The organism is Chryseobacterium herbae (assembly GCF_025154075.1).
In the GTDB taxonomy this organism is placed as follows: domain Bacteria; phylum Bacteroidota; class Bacteroidia; order Flavobacteriales; family Weeksellaceae; genus Chryseobacterium; species Chryseobacterium herbae.
Genome location: NZ_JAOAMU010000001.1, coordinates 785476 through 802648, shown reverse-complemented (window position 1 = coordinate 802648; position 17173 = coordinate 785476). Strand labels below are relative to the sequence as shown.

At 38.0% G+C, this 17173-nt stretch carries 14 protein-coding genes and 1 tRNA gene; 10 read left to right on the top strand and 5 right to left on the bottom strand.

The window, feature by feature from the left end:
• Positions 1–4: 4 nt before the first annotated feature.
• The 3 genes from N0B48_RS03345 (at position 5) to N0B48_RS03335 (ending at position 3527) form a co-directional block, all read left to right on the top strand.
• On the top strand, positions 5–1387 hold the full coding sequence (locus N0B48_RS03345; RefSeq protein WP_259836746.1) for an RtcB family protein: 1383 nt from the start codon (positions 5–7) through the stop codon (positions 1385–1387).
• 103 nt (positions 1388–1490) lie between these two features.
• Positions 1491–1587, top strand: a tRNA-OTHER gene (locus N0B48_RS03340).
• Between the two features lie 188 nt (positions 1588–1775).
• The gene (locus tag N0B48_RS03335) at positions 1776–3527 is read left to right on the top strand and encodes a hypothetical protein (RefSeq protein WP_259836745.1); all 1752 of its coding nucleotides are present in this window, start codon (positions 1776–1778) and stop codon (positions 3525–3527) included.
• A 187-nt stretch (positions 3528–3714) separates the two neighbouring features.
• Here the strand turns inward: N0B48_RS03335 and N0B48_RS03330 are convergent, their stop codons facing one another.
• On the bottom strand, positions 3715–4899 hold the full coding sequence (locus N0B48_RS03330) for a DUF1501 domain-containing protein (RefSeq protein WP_259836744.1): 1185 nt from the start codon (positions 4897–4899) through the stop codon (positions 3715–3717).
• A 217-nt stretch (positions 4900–5116) separates the two neighbouring features.
• Positions 5117–6496 carry a DUF1800 domain-containing protein gene (locus N0B48_RS03325; RefSeq protein WP_259836743.1) on the bottom strand — a complete coding sequence of 460 codons (1380 nt, stop codon included), beginning with the start codon at positions 6494–6496 and terminating at the stop codon, positions 5117–5119.
• A 238-nt stretch (positions 6497–6734) separates the two neighbouring features.
• On the opposite strand from N0B48_RS03325, the gene N0B48_RS03320 reads away from it, so the two are divergent.
• The 6 genes from N0B48_RS03320 (at position 6735) to N0B48_RS03295 (ending at position 12350) form a co-directional block, all read left to right on the top strand.
• Positions 6735–7298: a hypothetical protein gene (locus tag N0B48_RS03320; protein ID WP_259836742.1), complete on the top strand. Its 564-nt coding sequence runs from the start codon at positions 6735–6737 to the stop codon at positions 7296–7298.
• 115 nt (positions 7299–7413) lie between these two features.
• Positions 7414–8463, top strand: coding sequence for a glucokinase (locus N0B48_RS03315; protein ID WP_259836741.1), 1050 nt, complete (start codon positions 7414–7416; stop codon positions 8461–8463).
• A gap of 146 nt (positions 8464–8609) precedes the next feature.
• The gene (locus N0B48_RS03310) at positions 8610–9176 is read left to right on the top strand and encodes a YceI family protein (RefSeq protein WP_259836740.1); all 567 of its coding nucleotides are present in this window, start codon (positions 8610–8612) and stop codon (positions 9174–9176) included.
• A 78-nt stretch (positions 9177–9254) separates the two neighbouring features.
• Entirely contained in the window at positions 9255–9884 is a 630-nt protein-coding gene (locus N0B48_RS03305) for a YceI family protein (RefSeq protein WP_259836739.1), read from the top strand.
• Between the two features lie 374 nt (positions 9885–10258).
• Entirely contained in the window at positions 10259–10900 is a 642-nt protein-coding gene (locus tag N0B48_RS03300; protein ID WP_259836737.1) for an alpha/beta hydrolase, read from the top strand.
• Positions 10901–11006: 106 nt separating this feature from the next.
• Positions 11007–12350, top strand: a complete 1344-nt coding sequence (locus N0B48_RS03295) for an ammonium transporter (RefSeq protein ID WP_259836734.1) — start codon at positions 11007–11009, stop codon at positions 12348–12350.
• Between the two features lie 86 nt (positions 12351–12436).
• Here N0B48_RS03295 and N0B48_RS03290 read toward each other — a convergent pair whose 3' ends face one another.
• Positions 12437–13060 carry an FMN-dependent NADH-azoreductase gene (locus N0B48_RS03290; protein WP_259836732.1) on the bottom strand — a complete coding sequence of 208 codons (624 nt, stop codon included), beginning with the start codon at positions 13058–13060 and terminating at the stop codon, positions 12437–12439.
• Positions 13061–13120: 60 nt separating this feature from the next.
• Positions 13121–13699, bottom strand: a complete 579-nt coding sequence (locus tag N0B48_RS03285) for a Crp/Fnr family transcriptional regulator (RefSeq protein WP_259836731.1) — start codon at positions 13697–13699, stop codon at positions 13121–13123.
• Between the two features lie 191 nt (positions 13700–13890).
• Here N0B48_RS03285 and N0B48_RS03280 point away from each other — a divergent pair, with 191 nt between their 5' ends.
• On the top strand, positions 13891–15309 hold the full coding sequence (locus N0B48_RS03280) for an L-serine ammonia-lyase (RefSeq protein WP_259836729.1): 1419 nt from the start codon (positions 13891–13893) through the stop codon (positions 15307–15309).
• A 227-nt stretch (positions 15310–15536) separates the two neighbouring features.
• On the opposite strand, the gene N0B48_RS03275 is transcribed toward N0B48_RS03280, so the two are convergent.
• Positions 15537–17168 carry a serine hydrolase domain-containing protein gene (locus tag N0B48_RS03275; protein WP_259836728.1) on the bottom strand — a complete coding sequence of 544 codons (1632 nt, stop codon included), beginning with the start codon at positions 17166–17168 and terminating at the stop codon, positions 15537–15539.
• Positions 17169–17173 lie beyond the last annotated feature (5 nt).

Below are 17173 nucleotides of genomic sequence, written 5' to 3'. Positions count from 1 at the left end.
ACAGATGGAATTTAACGGAAATCACCTGATCGAATTAGGATATAGACCAGCCAAATGGTTTAAAGATGCCATTACACATATCAATGAAAATAATCTGGATGAAGTTCAGATCAGAGAATATCTGGATCAGTTCAAGCAGCCTGATATTGTTCCACTTCATGATACAGCAAAAGATTTTATCATCAACATCAGAGCAGAACATGAAAGTGAAACTGATAACGTAGAGAAAGTGATCAATACGATGAAAGTCTTAATGAAAACGCCTACGCTGACTGCCGGTGCCCTCATGCCGGATGCCTGTCCTACAGGACCTGAAGGATTGATTCCGGTAGGTGGAGTGGTTGTAGCTAAAAACGCAATCCATCCGGGATTTCATAGCGCAGATATCTGTTGTTCTGTGATGCTGACGGATTTTGGAGATGCTGATCCTAAAGAAGTACTGGATGCCGCTCACTCAGTGACGCATTTCGGATATGGAGGAAGACCGAGAGGTGAGCAGATGCCTGTATCTAAGGAATTGATTGATGCTTTCAGAGAAAATTATTTTTTAAATGATGAAAGACTGATCAGTATTGCCCGCGATCATATGGGAACTCAGGGAGACGGAAACCATTTCCTGTTCGTTGGAAAGTCCAAAAATACAGGAAATACAATGCTGGTTACCCATCATGGATCTAGAGCTCCGGGTGCAGCCCTTTATGATAAAGGAATGAAGGTGGCTAACCGTTTCAGACAGGATATTTCCCCTGAAACATTGAGAGAAAATGCATGGATCCCTTTCGATACGGAAGAAGGGCAGGCCTATTGGGAAGCTCTTCAACTGATCAGAACATGGACTAAAGAAAATCATACGAATATTCATGATGCAGTTTTAAACAAACTGAATGCTGAAAAGAAAGATAGATATTGGAACGAACATAACTTCGTCTTCAAAGACGGTGACCTGTTTTACCACGCGAAAGGAGCCACTCCGCTGGATGATAAATTTATGCCGGATATCACAGGACCAAGGTTGATCCCATTGAATATGTCAGAACCTGTTTTGATTGTTCAGGGAAAAACGAACGAAAGAAACCTGGGATTTGCGCCTCACGGAGCCGGAAGAAATTTCAGCAGAACACAGCATAAAAGATCATTGGCCCATAAAACGGTTGAAGAAATTTTCGATGAAGAAACGAAAGGATTGGATATCCGTTTCTTCTCCAATGAGATTGATATTTCTGAACTGCCAAGCGCTTATAAAAGTGCGAAGAACGTGAGAGCGCAGATTGAAGAATACGGACTTTGCGAAGTTCTGGATGAGGTGATGCCTTACGGATGTATTATGGCAGGAGATGTAGGGAAAAATGCACCATGGAAGAACAAGAAGAAGTTTAGAAAAGCATAGTATTGATAACGATGCTTAAACCTTATAGGTTTCAAAAGCCTGTAAGGTTTATATTCTCGACGATAATCAACTTATAACGAAGTTTATAAAATAAAAAATCAATGGACAGTAGCTCAGAAGGTAGAGCAGTGATCACTTTCCGCTATTGGCAGACAAAGTTCCTATCTTACGGGTCACAGGTTCGATTCCTGTCTGCTCCACAAATACTGATGGAAAATACTTATATTTGAATACCATTGAAGTGTTTTCATCAGTAAAAAATAATAAGGCAAACAGAGTTCCTATATTGGTATTACTCTCCGCCTTTTTCAAAATAATAGGTAAAAGGAGTTCCTATATCGTTTTTAAAAAAAAAGTCCTACTCCTCACTTATTTAATTTTTATTACAATGAAAACACTTCAATTATTTAATGCCGTACTGGCCAAAAAAACCGAAAGTACCCCTTTTATTTCTGACGCAGGTTTTGTGATCGAAGCAGATGCCGTTTGGGCTAAAGACGAGATCATTCAATTTTACGAGAAAGAAAAATTAAACGGAAATGATCTGAATAAGACCTTCCATAAATCCTGGCAGAAAATAAAAGACAGCACGAGACTCGAGTTGTTCATCGAGCAGCTTAAACACTATATTTCTACGTATGGAAGCAATTTCCAGGATGAAATATATATTCCTGATGAAGTGCTGAATGTTCCCAATGCAAAACTGATTTTTAAAGTCGTTAAAGCCTATTCTGCAGAAGAAATGACTGAAAAATGTCTTTCCCTGTTGAAATCAGGAATTGCTCTGAATGAAAAAACGATCAATGATCTGCTTTCTGTTTTAACGAAAGAGCTTCATTATACTTTTACAGGAACAGAGAATATCAGAAACAAGGAAGCTATTGTCAAAATTGCAGATCTGTATCAGGTATATCCTGTTAATCCCGTAGAATTTTTCAGATACGTGATTTATAAAACGACGGATACCACACTCCTGATTAAAAATGGAGAGTTGATCAAAGCGATTAATGAAAGCAAATTTGATCCGTCAGCTTTGTTTGAAAAATACGGACTGGAAAGGCTTGCTCAAATTTTCAACAGATTTAAACCGCTGTTTTTAGCGTATAAAAAAAGATCTTCGAAAACCATCAATAAGATTTCAAAACTATCCAAAATTCATCATCAGCCATTGGTTTCCAGTCCGTTGAATGAGGCGACCCATACATTGTTGGAGAAAAATGATCTGCACTGGCTGGATAATGCGACGCCGTTTGCGTTGTTTAAAGCTTTGTCTGCCTGTTATTTAAGAATATATGGTTTAGATACCTTCGTTTACAGAATCAGGAATGGAAAATCCTGGGTAAAAACCGGGAAAACCGGATCAGTAGGTGAAAAAAACTATGATTTTATCCTGAATTATTTGAAATCGAGATTTGATCTTTCAGGAAAGAAGTTTTATTTCCCGGAAAATGTAGAATTTGGGCTGCCTACTTCTGAAAAGATGTTTGTAGGAAATATTCCTGCCGGAACAAGATTTCTTGGTGAAAAACTGGCGGTTGGAATTTACTGGGAAGATGGATGGGGAGCTAATGATCTTGACCTTTCCGGATTGAATATCGGAGGAAAGACAGGATGGAATGCAGCTTATAATCAGGATAATGGAAACCTGATGTATTCCGGAGATATGACCTCCGCGCCTAATGGTGCCGTAGAATATTTGTACGCTTCTCAAGGATTAAATGCTCCGACCCTGATTATGAACAACGTCTATTCCGGAAGTTCTGACTGCGGGTATAAAATTGTGATTGGAAAAGGAGATCATATTTCGAGAGAATATATGATGAACCCGGATCATGTTTTTGCCGAAGTGAAATGTAATTCTGTCCAGAGACAGACTGTTCTCGGAATAATGCTTCCGAAAGGAGAAAAGCAGTGTTTTGTACTTCTGAATTTCGGAGCCGGACATACCCATGTTTCAGGAAATTCCGAGATTTCGGTAATGGCTACAGAAGCGTTGTATCAGCAATGGTATGAACCTATTTCCTTTAATGGACTTGTCGCAGAATTAGGAGCAGAAATTACTTCTGAAAAAGAAGACACTGACTTCGATTTCTCCCTTGAAAGTCTTGAAAAAGATAGCTTTACAAAGGTTTTTAAGTAATATAAAATGTAACGTAAACATCTCCTAAATCTGCAAAATCAGCGAGAGATTTTGAATAGAGATAAAAAATAAACTGATATAAACTCCAAACCTCATAGGTTTCAAAAACCTATGAGGTTTTTTTATCACATTGAATACACTGCTATTTTGATTAATACTCAGAATGGCGGTTTTATTTTAAACCCAATTATATAAAATCATAGATCCCGTTTTTCCAGCCCAACACCTTGGAAGAATCCGCTTTAAGCCAGTTTTTCAGAATCGTAGCATAGACTTTTCTGAAATCTTCTGTATAAATAAGATCCCCTTCATTCAGTTTCTGCAGATCAGGAAGTGCATTCAGAAGGCCTTTTTTCTTAAGTCCTCCGCTGATAAAGAACATTTGATTGGCGGTTCCGTGGTCAGTTCCATTGCTCGCATTTTGAGCTACGCGACGTCCGAATTCTGAAAAAGTCATCAGTAAGACATCGTTGAAAATTCCATTGCTTTTCAGATCAGCAACAAATGATTTTACGGCTTCATTGATGTCGCTGAACAGCTTTGTCTGTCTGTCATTCTGGTTGACATGAGTGTCAAAACTTCCCACAGAAAGATAATAGACCTGAGTATTGATATCAGATTTGATTAAGGATGCGACTGTTTTAAAATCCTTTCCAAGCTGAGAATTCGGGTAGACTTGATCTGTTTTTTGTGATTTACTCTTTTCAAAAATATAATCTGCATTATTGATCGTTGAGCCAAGGGTTTGGTATAAATAAGAAACGGTTTCATCATCGTGATGGTGGTCATACAAAGATTTAAAATATTTCTCCTGACTGGTCTGATAAAGTCTTTTCGGATCTTTGAAGGCAAATGCTTTGTTGTTTTCCCCTTTCAACGCGAGACTCAGCATGTCATCTACTTCCAACGCCTGTGTAGGATGCTCACAACGGTAACATTCCTCATCCAGAAAACGTCCCAGCCATCCGGTTTCCAGGAATTCGTCGCTGCGGCTTGCAGAATGCCAGATATCCATGCTTCTGAAGTGAGACTTATCCGGGTCGGGATAGCCGACATTATTCATCACAGAAAGTTCACCGTTATCAAAAAGCTCTTTAAAATAGGAAAGTGCCGGATTGATTCCTGTTTCATCATTCAGCGCTAAAGAATCCTTGATGGCTATATTGTTTCTTTCCTTAAAATAAATATCATTTTTTGTGGGAATGATTGTATTCAAACCATCATTTCCACCTGTAAACTGCAGCACGACAAGAATCTTCTGATTGGGTTCTAACGCCTCATTCAGGGTCATTGCTTTCAGAAAATTGGGCACCATCAGCGATGCGGTAGCCAATGAACTTATTTTCAGGAATTCTCTTCTTTTGATTAGCATGATTTTTCTTTTTTTAGGTTGCAGGGGTTAGGTTGCAGGTGATAGGTTGCAGATAATAGGTTGCAGATAATAGGTTGCAGGTAGCAGGACTTGACTGCGTTTTATTAATATTAGGTGTTTTTTATCAATGTTTTTAAAGCAAAAAATAATAAATCAGAGGTTGCAGAGCCAAACGGTGACAACTATTACCTGCAACCTTCTACCTACCATCTGCCACCTAACACAACTGATATTCCGGTGTAGACATCAGATTAATAATACCCATCTTAATACTTTTATCCGAAAAGTTCTTTACCGTATCCATATCAAGCGTTTTGGTGTTCTGGATAAGATAATCTTCGCAGTTTTTATCGGCAAAAACCTTTTCAAGTCTAGTCCAGTCAATCGTGATATTAGGATTCTTGAAAGATTTGTTCACGGCGGTTTCACGGGATTTCATTCCCATATCAATATCATCGTCCTGTCGCGGACTGTATTCCAAAGGACGCAATCCTGACCAGATCTGTGGAATTTGCAGCCTCACCATCAGGGTAGAACTGTCGATCCACGATTTTCCGTTGGGCCAGCCTGAAACATTGGGCGGGTAAAGGAGCATTTGTCCCAGCAGTTTCTGATAAACGATGAGGTTTTCCGGGTTCTGGATATTCATGGGAAGCATCCGCATTATTCCGGCCATCAGTTCTATCGGGGACTTTATTCTGTTGCCTATATTCTTTTTATCGTAAAACCATGAGCTTGAAAATATATCGTTCATCAGTTTTTTAATGTCATATCCGGAATTATAGAATGTTGAACTTAATTGCTCTATAATTTTGGAATCTGCATTTTCATTGACGAAGAACTTATATATTTTTGTCGTGATAAATGAAGCGGTAGCTTTCTCTTCAAGGATGATATTTAAAACGTCGGTTCCGGTGAAGTTTCCTGTTTTTGCCAGAAATGTTTTTGAGCCTTCATCATGCAGGTTTTTTCGCTCCTTAAAATTTCCTTCCTTATCATAGCCCCAGCCTGTAAATGCTCGTGCGGCTTCCCGGATGTCTTTTTCGGTATAATTTCCTCTTCCCATAGTAAATAATTCCATCACCTCGCGGGCAAAATTTTCATTGGGATGATCCTTTTTATTCTGTTGGTTGTTCAGGAAATTCAGCATAGCAGGAGATTGGCTCACTTCAAAGAGCAGATCTTTAAAATTTCCCAGCGCATTCTTCCTGATCGTATTTAAAAGCTGTTTACTGAATTTTGAATTGTTCACTCTGGATGCAAAGTGTCCATGCCAGAAAAACGCCATCTTTTCTCTCATCTGATCTTTGCCGTTCACCATTTGGTTTAGAAAATTCAGATTCAGTTCATTGTTTTGGTCTCTGATGAGTTTCTGCATTTCCTTTTTCTTGTCTGCCGGAGTTCTGCTATCCATCATATCATCAGAAACAGGGATATCCGGTGTATCATAGTCGATTTCCGTGACAGTTCCGTCTTTAAATAATTCATTGACAAGCGCTTTTGTATTAATATTTTTCAGTTCACCTACCTGATTGATTCCGGCTCCGAAACCGGCACGCCAAAGAAGGTGTTTATTATGTAACAGTGAATCGGCCATGTTGAGAGAATTTAGTTTTTTGATGCTGTAGAAAGAAAAAGGTTAAAATGATAACGGTTAAGAATTCTTAATATTACTATTTTTATGATTTGATTTAAACAATCATTTAATTTTAACGTAAATTAACATATTGATAATCATTGTTTTATAATTTTGCTGAGTGTTAAAATCAAAAAAATGGCTTCCCTTGGCACGATTTTTACAGCTTACTGCATTAGTAAAATTTAAAATTAGAGTTATGAAAATGTTAAAACAAGCAATAGTACTCGCTGGAATCTTAACAGCAGGTATCGCAAGTGCACAGAACTCAAAGATGAACAATATGATCAAAGTAGGAGCGAATGTTGGTTTAGCAGTTCCTTCAGATAATGTTTCTGCAGCTGCCGGCGTAGATGTATCTTATCAGAATCTGATCACTCCCGGATTTGGATTAGGTATTGCAACAGGATATACTCACTATTTTGGAAAAAGTAACAACGGTTATGATAACAATGATGTAGGCGTAGTTCCTGTAGGAGCTTTGATCAGAATCTATCCGAAACAAACCGGTTTCTATTTTGGAACTGACTTAGGATACGGATTTCTGGTAGGAAATAAAAAAGTAGCTTCCAACAGTTCTGTTGACAGACCGGACGGAGGTTTCTATATCAAGCCGGAGATCGGATACCACAACAGAGACTGGAATTTCTTCGTACAATATCAAAAAGTTTTTGTAGGAGATAAAGGCGATATCGCCGGACAGGACTACAATGTGGGGAATATCGGAGTAGGATTCGGATACAATATTCCATTAGGGAAGTAGTTAGATTTATATATAAACAATTATTAGCCAAAACCTTTTTATGAAAATGAAAAGGTTTTTTGCTTCCCTGCAGGATTTACGAAAACAATTATTATATTTGATAAAATTTGAGGTTATGATTTTGAATCCAAAATTTCCGCTTTATTTACCAGGAGTAGAGAACAGTAATAATGATAATGTTACGATCATTGGAGCAAGTCTCCGTGAAGATATAACCATCTTAGGCTATTTTGTTTCCAGTAACGGAGGTCTTGAGATAAAAATACAAAATGAATATAGCACGAAAGACTATTCTTCATTTTCTGATATACTAAGAAAATTTATTCAGGATAATCAGTTGGAGAATGTAAAACGTCTGGCTGTAGCTGTACCAGGACCGGTAATCCATGGGAAAAGCAGCCCGGCAAGATTAGGCTGGGATCTGAATATCGAAGAATATACCAGAGATTTCGGATTTGAAAAAGGAGATATGCTGAACGACCTTGAAGCTTCTGCTTACGGAATGGGTCTTCTTGAAGATAGCGATCTGGATCCTATCTACACCAGCGGACATCTTGAAAAAGGAAACGTAGCGATCCTGGCTCCCGGAAACGGACTGGGTGAAGCAGGATATTTCTTTGATGGAAAATACCTGAGACCTTTTGCAACGGAAGGCGGACATTCGGAATTCTCACCGAGAACAAACGTTGAGGTTGAATTTTACCAGTTCCTGAACAATATCTACGGTATTGTAAGCTGGGAAAATGTATTGTCTAAAACCGGACTCTTCAATATCTACAGATTCCTAAGAGACGTAAAAAGACATCCGGAACCGGAATGGCTGGCAGAACGTTTGGCAGGACCGAATTTCGTTCAGGAATTGTACAAAGCTGCGGTAGAAGAAGAGGTCATGATTTGCAGAATCGCTTTGGATACTTTCATTGAATTCCTGGCAAGAGAAGCCAACAACCTTACGCTGAAACTTAAGGCGACAGGAGGATTGCTGATCTCAGGAGATATTCCACAGACCATCAGAGAGTATATCGATAAAGGGAAGTTCTATGATAAGTTCAAGATCAGTGATAAGATGGAGGAAATGCTTAAAAACACGCCGATCTATCTCATCAAACAGAATCACACGGCATTAAAAGGTGCCGCCCTGTACACCGCTTACTATCAAAATTAAAATACAAAACTCCGAAACTTTCGGAGTTTTTTTATGGAATGATATTATTCATAAAAATAATTGTTTTAATTGATATACATCAATGAAATCTATCAGATAAGTAGACTATATTTGCACCGTTAAACAAGTAAATAACTTTATTTAAAATGAAAAAAATATTCTTATTAGCAGTTGTTGCCAGCGGTTTGGCATTCGGACAGTCTAAGAAAGTAGTGGCATCTGATGTTCACTGGTGGGGGTACAAAGTAGCAAAATCTGAGGCAAGTTCTCATGAAGGTACTGTAAACGTAAAATCTGGAGACATGATCATGAAAGGAAATGATCTTGTAGGAGGAAGCTTCGTATTGGATATGACTTCTATCAGCGCAACTGACCTTTCCGGAGATTATCAGCAGAAACTGAACGGACACCTTAAGAACGGTGACTTCTTTGAAGTTGAAAAATTCCCTACTGCTTCTTTCAAAATTACTTCTGTAAAGAAAAACAGCGATAAGATCTATAACTCTTTAGTAACAGGAAACCTTACTGTTAAAGGAAAAACAAACGCAATTACTTTCCCTGCGAAAATTGCATACAGCAAAGGAGTAGTAAGTTTGGTTTCTGAAAAATTCTCTTTCGACAGACAGAAATTTGATGTGGCTTACAAGTCTACCATGCAGGATGTTTTTGTGAAAGATGACATCGAAATGCTTGTTAAGGTGACTGCTAAATAATTTAATCAAAAAAAGATTGTTAAAAGTGTAGAAGTTCTACACTTTTTTTTATTTTTGTTGAATTGTAAATAAAAAAGAATGAAAAGATTACTATTGTTTGCTATGGTGTGTGCGAGCATATCATTTGTTTCTGCACAGAAGAAATTTGATAAGGTTTCAAAAGTGACTTCATCAGAGATCAGGTGGTGGGGGTATAAAGTCGTAAAAACTGAGGCTTCTTCGCATTCAGGGACGGTAAAGCTGAAAAGTGGAAAATTCAATTTTGACAAAACAGTCCTTGTAGACGGAGAGTTTGTTATAGATATGAGAAGCATGATGGCGGGAGACGTTTCCGAAGAAGATCAGATCAAGCTTACCAACGAATTGAAAAGTACCAATTTCTTTGAAGTTAAAAAATTCCCTATCGCGAAATTCCACTTGACTAAAATTATTCCTTTAGCAAACAGTGAGTACAATTCTACGATATACGGAGATATTACGATCAAAGGAGTAAGAAAAACGATCACTTTCCCTGCGAACGCTTATGTTACTCAGTTTACAGTAGTCATTGAATCTGCGAAGTTCTCATTAAACAGAAGAGACTTTAAAGTATTCTACCAGTCTTCTCTGAAAGATTATTTCATCAAGGACGAAATGGACTTCCAGTTCAGAATTTCTACGGAAAAACTGGATAACGACAACAGAGTTCCTGTGAAGAAAAAGAAATAAGTAAAATATACGATCTAATAATACAATGGGTAGTTTTTATAAACTGCCCATTTTTTATGCCCATACATTATTTGATATCGTTTTAAATATTTAATAATCGCAATGATAAACAAAGGCTTTTTGAAATGAAACAGAACGAATAAAGATAAACAAAGACATTTCATTTAACAAAAGTAAAACAAAACATCAGGAATTTTAGAGCTTTAATTTATTCTAAAAATCGTATTTCGGAAATAAGTGAAACGCCTTTGTTTATCTTATTTTAAAATAATTAAAATCAATTATTTGTTTTTCTTTGCGTTAAAAAAAATACACTTAATACACAGCTTAAATTTAATCTGCATCTTTTACCATGTTTTTCCTAAATTAGTCCTATGAAAATTTATGTAGTAAGCGGTCTCGGAGCAGACTTTAAAGTACTGGAAAGACTGGAATTCCCCGAGAACTGTGAATTGATTTTTATAGACTGGCTCATCCCCGAGAAAAATGAGCCGTTTTATTCCTACGTCGAAAGAATGGCGGAGAAAGTAGACGTATCCGAACCTTTCAGCCTGCTGGGATATTCTTTTGGTGGGATCATGGTGCAGGAGATTAATAAGCTGAAACCGGCCCAGAAGGTGGTCATCATGGGGAGCATCAAATCAGATAAAGAAAAATCTAAATTTATAAAGACCGGGGAAATCACGAAAATTCCGAGAATATTTCCTGTAGGCATGTTTAATGACAAAGCGGCTAATGTATATTCTGTAGTCAGAAAACTGTTCGATCCAAAGAATCCAAAAATCCTTCAGTACTTCAGGGTCAGAGATCCATACTATCTGAAATGGTCTGTAGAAAAGGTTTCCGAATGGAAATTTGAAGAAATCCCGGACGTGATTCAGATATTAGGCGATAAGGATATTGTTTTTCCTATCAAATATTCAAAACCGGATTATGTGATTAAAGGAGGTACTCATCTATTTCCGGCTACAAAATCTAAAGAAGTATCCAAAATATTGAAGGAGGTGTTTGTTTAATTTGTTAAAAGTAACAATTAGTGTTGTTTTTTTAGGGGTTAAAATTTAAAATCATGTGTTTTTATAAAATTTATGTTTAATTTTGATGGGGTTAAACATGAATTTTATGAAAATTGGTTTAAAATGGATCGTTTCATTCTCGGTCATTACCCTTGTCGCATTCGGTGGACTCTTTTGGAGCCCAATCGTTGATTTTCCCAACACTGGAGAATTTCTTAGCGAAGATAAAATTGTAGGAGCTGACGTAGCATGGATTCTGGCTGCGGCAGGCCTCGTATTGTTGATGACACCCGGACTGTCGTTCTTTTACGGAGGAATGGTCGGCAGGAAAAATGTAATCTCCACGATGCTGCAGAGCTTTATTGCACTCGGAGTTATTTCTATTTTATGGGTGGTTGTCGGGTTTTCTTTATCATTTGGGGATTCTTTAGGCTTTGAGATCAATGGTGTGCACTACGGAATCGTAGGAAATCCTTTGAGCTATCCATTTTTCAGCCGTGTAGGTGTCCTGCCTCACAAAATGATGGCTTCTACCATTCCTTTTGTGCTTTTTGCCCTTTTTCAGATGAAGTTTGCGGTGATCACGCCGGCGCTTATTACCGGTTCTTTTGCCGAACGCGTCCGCTTCATCTCTTATCTTCTGTTCATGGTGCTTTTCAGTATTTTTATCTATACACCGCTCTGCCATATGGTGTGGCATCCGGATGGACTTTTAAATAAATATTTTGGGATAAAAGACTTTGCAGGCGGAACCGTAGTTCATATGAGCGCCGGATTTGCCGCTTTGGCGGGAGCTTTGGTTCTTGGAAACAGAAAAAAACCTCACCATGAGCCTTCCAATATTCCTTATGTCCTATTGGGAACCGGAATGTTGTGGTTCGGTTGGTTCGGGTTCAACGCCGGATCTGCTTTAAGCGCGAATGCCTCTGCAGCCATGGCTTTCGGAACCACCACGATTGCTTCTGCTTCCGCGATGATGACCTGGATCTTTTTCGACAGGATCAATGGAAGAAGTGTTTCTGCATTAGGAGCGTGTATCGGAGCTGTTGTTGGTTTGGTCGCCATTACGCCAGGTTGTGGCTTTGTCACCATTCCGGAAAGTCTTTTTATAGGATTTGCAGCTGCTATTGTTTCTAATATGATGATGAACTGGAAAGCCCTGAAGAAAATAGATGATACCCTTGATGTTTTTGCCTGCCATGGAGTAGGAGGGATTATGGGAATGATTCTAACCGCTATTTTCGCCCATGGTGAAAATGCCAGCCTCCTTCATGGTGGAATAGGTGTTTTTGGTCATCATATGGCGGCTTTGGCTCTTGTTTCTGTTTTTACGTTCTTTGGTTCGCTGCTTTTATATAAAATTACAGATTCCATCATCACACTTCGGGTTTCCGAAGAATCTGAAGATATGGGACTCGATCTTTCCCAGCATCAGGAGAGCTTTAAATGATGATGACTAAAAGAAAAACAGGGCAAGGTTATATTGAAGCCATGCCCTGTTGAAATACTCAAAATTAAAAGGATTTTTTACCGATCTTACTCAATAGATTGGATGGCGCTGAAAATAGTATTCTTTGACTTTTCAAAGATTTCACCTCCAAATTCTTCATTATCCAATGAGAAAATACGAATGTCTTTGACCCCCATAATTCCGAAAATGTGTTTCAAATAAGATGTTTGAAAATTGATATGCCCGTTTTTTTCATTTTCTCCATATCCGGTATCACCTCGGGCAGATAGTATAAATGCTTTTTTGTTTTCGAGCAAACCGACATAGTCACCATCGGGAACTCCTGACCTGAATTTCCAGGTTTCATTGATCCGCATCACTTGGTCTATATATGCTTTTAAACCACTTGGAATATTCCAGTTGTACATTGGAGTTCCTATGACATAAATATCATGTTCTTTGAGCTCCTGGACCAGCTCATTGCTTATCTCTAATGCCTTTTGGTTTTCTTCTGTTCTGTCTGCCGGCTTTTTAAATGCTCCTGCAATCCAGGCTTCGTTAATGTTTGGAATAGGGTCAATACCTGTTTCCCGGTACGTAAATACATCCAGAGGATATTTGGTTTTCCAGTTTTCAACAAAAAGCTGGGTGAGTTTTCGGCTGTAAGATCTTTCATTTCTTACACTGGCGTTGATAATCAATACTTTCATTATTGTAAATTGTATAACAACAAAATTCCTGATTATTCATTTCTTAAAAATTGATCTAGTTCAAGAGGATTTATTTTTTTTCCGGATTCGGCTTATAAATTCGGCTGACACGCCTAAATAGGAGGCAATTAAATATTGAGGAACTCTGGTGACAATATCCGGGTAAGTATCAAGGAAATCATAATACTTCTGTTCAGCTTTGTACATATTGTTGAATACAATCCTCTTCTCAAGAGTTCCCAGATAGCTTTCTAAAATAATCCTGAAATATCTTTCCAGGGAAGGAATTTCGTGCAGCATTTTTTGAAAAGACTGATGGCTGATCTGTAAAAGACTTGTTTTTTCTACAGCCTGTATATTGTAAATAGAAGCTTGTTGTTTAGAAAAACTGGAGATATCAGTTGCCCACCAATGGTCAATAGCTAAAAAAAGGATCTCTTCATTTCCATTGTCTGAATTGATGCAAAAGGCTTTTAAAACACCTGAAACAATATAGCTGTCATACCGGCATACTTCTCCGTTTCTTAAAAGAAATTCGCCTTTTTCCAATGTTTTTTCTGTCCAGAAGCTTTTAAAAATGGCAATTTCTTCCGGACTTAACCTGACATGCTGTACAATATTCTTAATTAATGTTTCCATTCGAAGTGATTAAAAGGAGAGAAATTTAGGTGACAGGTTGAGGAGACAACACTCTATCTGCTAATTTACAAAAATACCTATTACAAAGGCATCTCATGATTTGTGAAGTGTTATTAATTCTAAGATCCGGGGATGCTTTTATTGGGATTTATCGCGTATCTTTGTTGTAAGAGGAAAATGAAGAATTATCTATGGAATCAATATCGGTTTTTGAGATTATTAAAGTAGGAATAGGCCCGTCCAGTTCGCACACGATGGGACCATGGAATGCAGCTGCTGCATTTATCAGAATTATAAAAAGGGAAAGATCCATCGCGGAAGTGAAGGAGGTTTTCCTTGAATTTTTCGGTTCTTTAGCGAAAACGGGAATCGGACACGGAACGGATATTGCCGGAATGCTTGGATTAAATGGTGAAGATTTTACCACAATCAATACTTCAAAAATTGATGAAAAAATAGAGAAAATCAAAAAAGACCAGATCATCAATCTGGGTGGAGAAAAAGAAATTCCTTTTGTCTACGGCTATCACTTGGTTTTAAATATGCAAAAATCGCTTGATTTTCATCCCAACGGAATGATCTTTAAGGCTGTTTTCGAAGACGGAACTAAGCTTGTTCAGGATTTTTATTCTGTAGGCGGTGGTTTTATAGCAAGTCAGGAAAAAAATTCAATAGAAAAACATTGTGTACGAACATTGTATCCTTGCCATCACGGTTCGGATATTGTAAAATACTGTGATAAATTAGGGCTTAAGAGGTTTTCAGATCTGATCATGATCAATGAAGAAAGCTGGAGAACCCCGGAAGAAACCAGACAGCAAGCGCTGAATATCTGGAAGAATATTAAAGAATGCATCTACAAAGGCGTTAATAAAGAAGGGATCCTTCCCGGAGGCCTGAACGTGACGAGAAGGGCTGCGGGAATCAACCGGAAGCTTCTAGGAGATAAGATCTATAAAAATATCGACGAATGGTTTCAACAAGTTGTTGATGCAGAAGAAAATTTCACTAATATCAATAAATGGATTGCGTGTTTTGCCCTGGCGGTAAATGAAGAAAACGCGAGTTTCGGAAGAATTATCACGGCACCTACCAATGGAGCCAGTGGTGTTATTCCTGCGGTTTTAATGTATTCACAGGCATTTACAGAATGTACCAGCGAAGATGATATCGTAAGATTTTTACTGGTTGCCGGAGAGATCGGAACCCTGTTCAAGAAAAATGCTACGATTTCTGCTGCAATGGGTGGATGTCAGGCAGAGATCGGCGTTTCATCAGCGATGGCCGCAGCAGGACTGACGGAAATCTTAGGCGGAAGTATAGGACAGGTTATGATGGCGGCAGAAATTGCGATGGAACATCACCTTGGATTGACCTGTGACCCCATCAAAGGCCTTGTACAGATCCCATGTATTGAAAGAAATACAATGGGCGCGATGAAAGCAATCACAGCAGCGAATATTGCTCTGGAAAGTGATCCGGCAAAAGCAAAAGTAAGCCTGGATGAAGTGATTCAGACTATGTGGGAAACAGCTTTATCGATGAGTGATCGTTTCAAGGAAACCTCAGAAGGAGGACTTGCCATTGCAGTTAATGTTCCTGAATGTTAAAAGAAAACTATACTGTTTTACATATAAAATCCTTAGACGATGAATCTAAGGATTTTTTTATGGCAAATTTTAAATCTTAATTATTGTAAACCATTAAGAGCAATGAAGAGATTAAGAAAAATTAAGATGCAATCAAACGATTTTTTGAGGACAATACTTAAAGCGAAGCTCGGCTTACTATTCTTAAAAACTTAAAGAAACTTAATGGTTCAATAAAAAAATAGCACCTATTTTTTATTTAGTAAATAAGTCTTTCCATTCTGAGTCAATTGCATCTGCTTGCTTTCCAGGATAAAGAGAATGACAATGCCGGCTTGTTCAAACCTGTATTTATTTTTTTCAATATTTTCCAGCGGGAATTCAGGTTGTCCTTTTCCCTGTGCATATAAGGTTCCGTCTTTGGGAAATATAGTCAATGGAATCGGGATTTCTTTTGTTTCATATTCTCCGGCATATTTTTCCAGTTCAGCATCGGATTTTGTATCAAATGACGGATATTGATAATCTCTTCCATACAATTGATTTAAAATTCCAACGTATAAATCATTGTGGGCTAAATTTTCTCCATTAACGGTTACAGCAAAAGAAAGTTTGTCCGTTGGTTCATAGGTTAATATAGAATGAGAGCCGGCCGTATCACCACCGTGTCCATAGGCAATGATGTTGTAGAACGGTACTTTCATGATTCCTGTTCCGAAAAACTGCTCTTCTTTATTGGAAATCATCATGTCAAGCGTTTCTTTTTTAATGAATTTTCCATTGAATAAAGCATCAATAAAAGTATTCATATCCTCTGTGGTAGAGGTAATATCTCCTAAACCAATACAGTTGTGGAAATCAAAATCGGCAACTTCTTTCCAGCTTCCGTCCGTAAATTTATAGGATTTAAAAACGTTTTTAGGATGGTCCAGGACTGAAAAAGTATGCTTCATTCCTGCTTTTTCAAGGATATTCTCTTTTAAAATCACATTGTAAGGTTTTCCGGATAGCTTTTCCAGGATTCTGCTTAAAAGAAAGTATGCAGAATTGGAATATCTGGTTTTCTTTCCAGGTTCAAAACTCACACCTTGTTTTTTTATTTCTGCAATAATTGCCTTGTCTCCAACCTCTTTTCCGAAAAGCCAGTTGTCCTTCGGTTCCCCTACATAATCGCCGAGCCCGCTGGTATGGTTCAGCATCTGCTGTAGGCTAATTTTTTGAGCGTTGGGAATTTCAGGATAGTATTTTGACAGCTTGTCATTCAGTTTAAGTTTTCCGTTTTCTACCAGCTGCATCAGCATCACCGCTGTAATCATTTTACTGATAGAGCCTATCTGATATTGGGTTTCTTTATCGAAAGTCACATTTTTTAACTGTGATTGCCCAAAATCTTTGTGGTATTCCTGAACACCATTCCTGAAAATAGAAACACTCCCGATCCCTTGGTTTTTCGCTGCAATATAATTCAGAAAATCATCAATTTTTTCTTTGTTAATGGCCTTTCCATTGAGATACTGAGCTTCAGGAACTTTAGAAACCGGAAGATTTCTGAACAGGTTTAAAGGAAGTATTTTTCCATTCTGGTTCAGGTTGCCCTCAAAATGATCTTCTTTGAAAACACCTTTATAGCTGGCATTGATTTTTTTAATATCAAAACTAAGCTCATTATTGCCGAAAGTTGTTTTATCTACAGGAATGTCATCTTTGCTTTGTTTAGGACTGTTAAGCAGGGAAGTGTATCCTTCCGGGCTTTTTTTAATTTTCAATACAACGGGAAGTTTCATCGTCTGGATATCCACTTCACCGTTCCAGGTTCCTTCGATTTGGGCGTGACAAATATGTGCCAGGAAGACCAGCACAAGTAAGAATTTGATTTTCATGATAT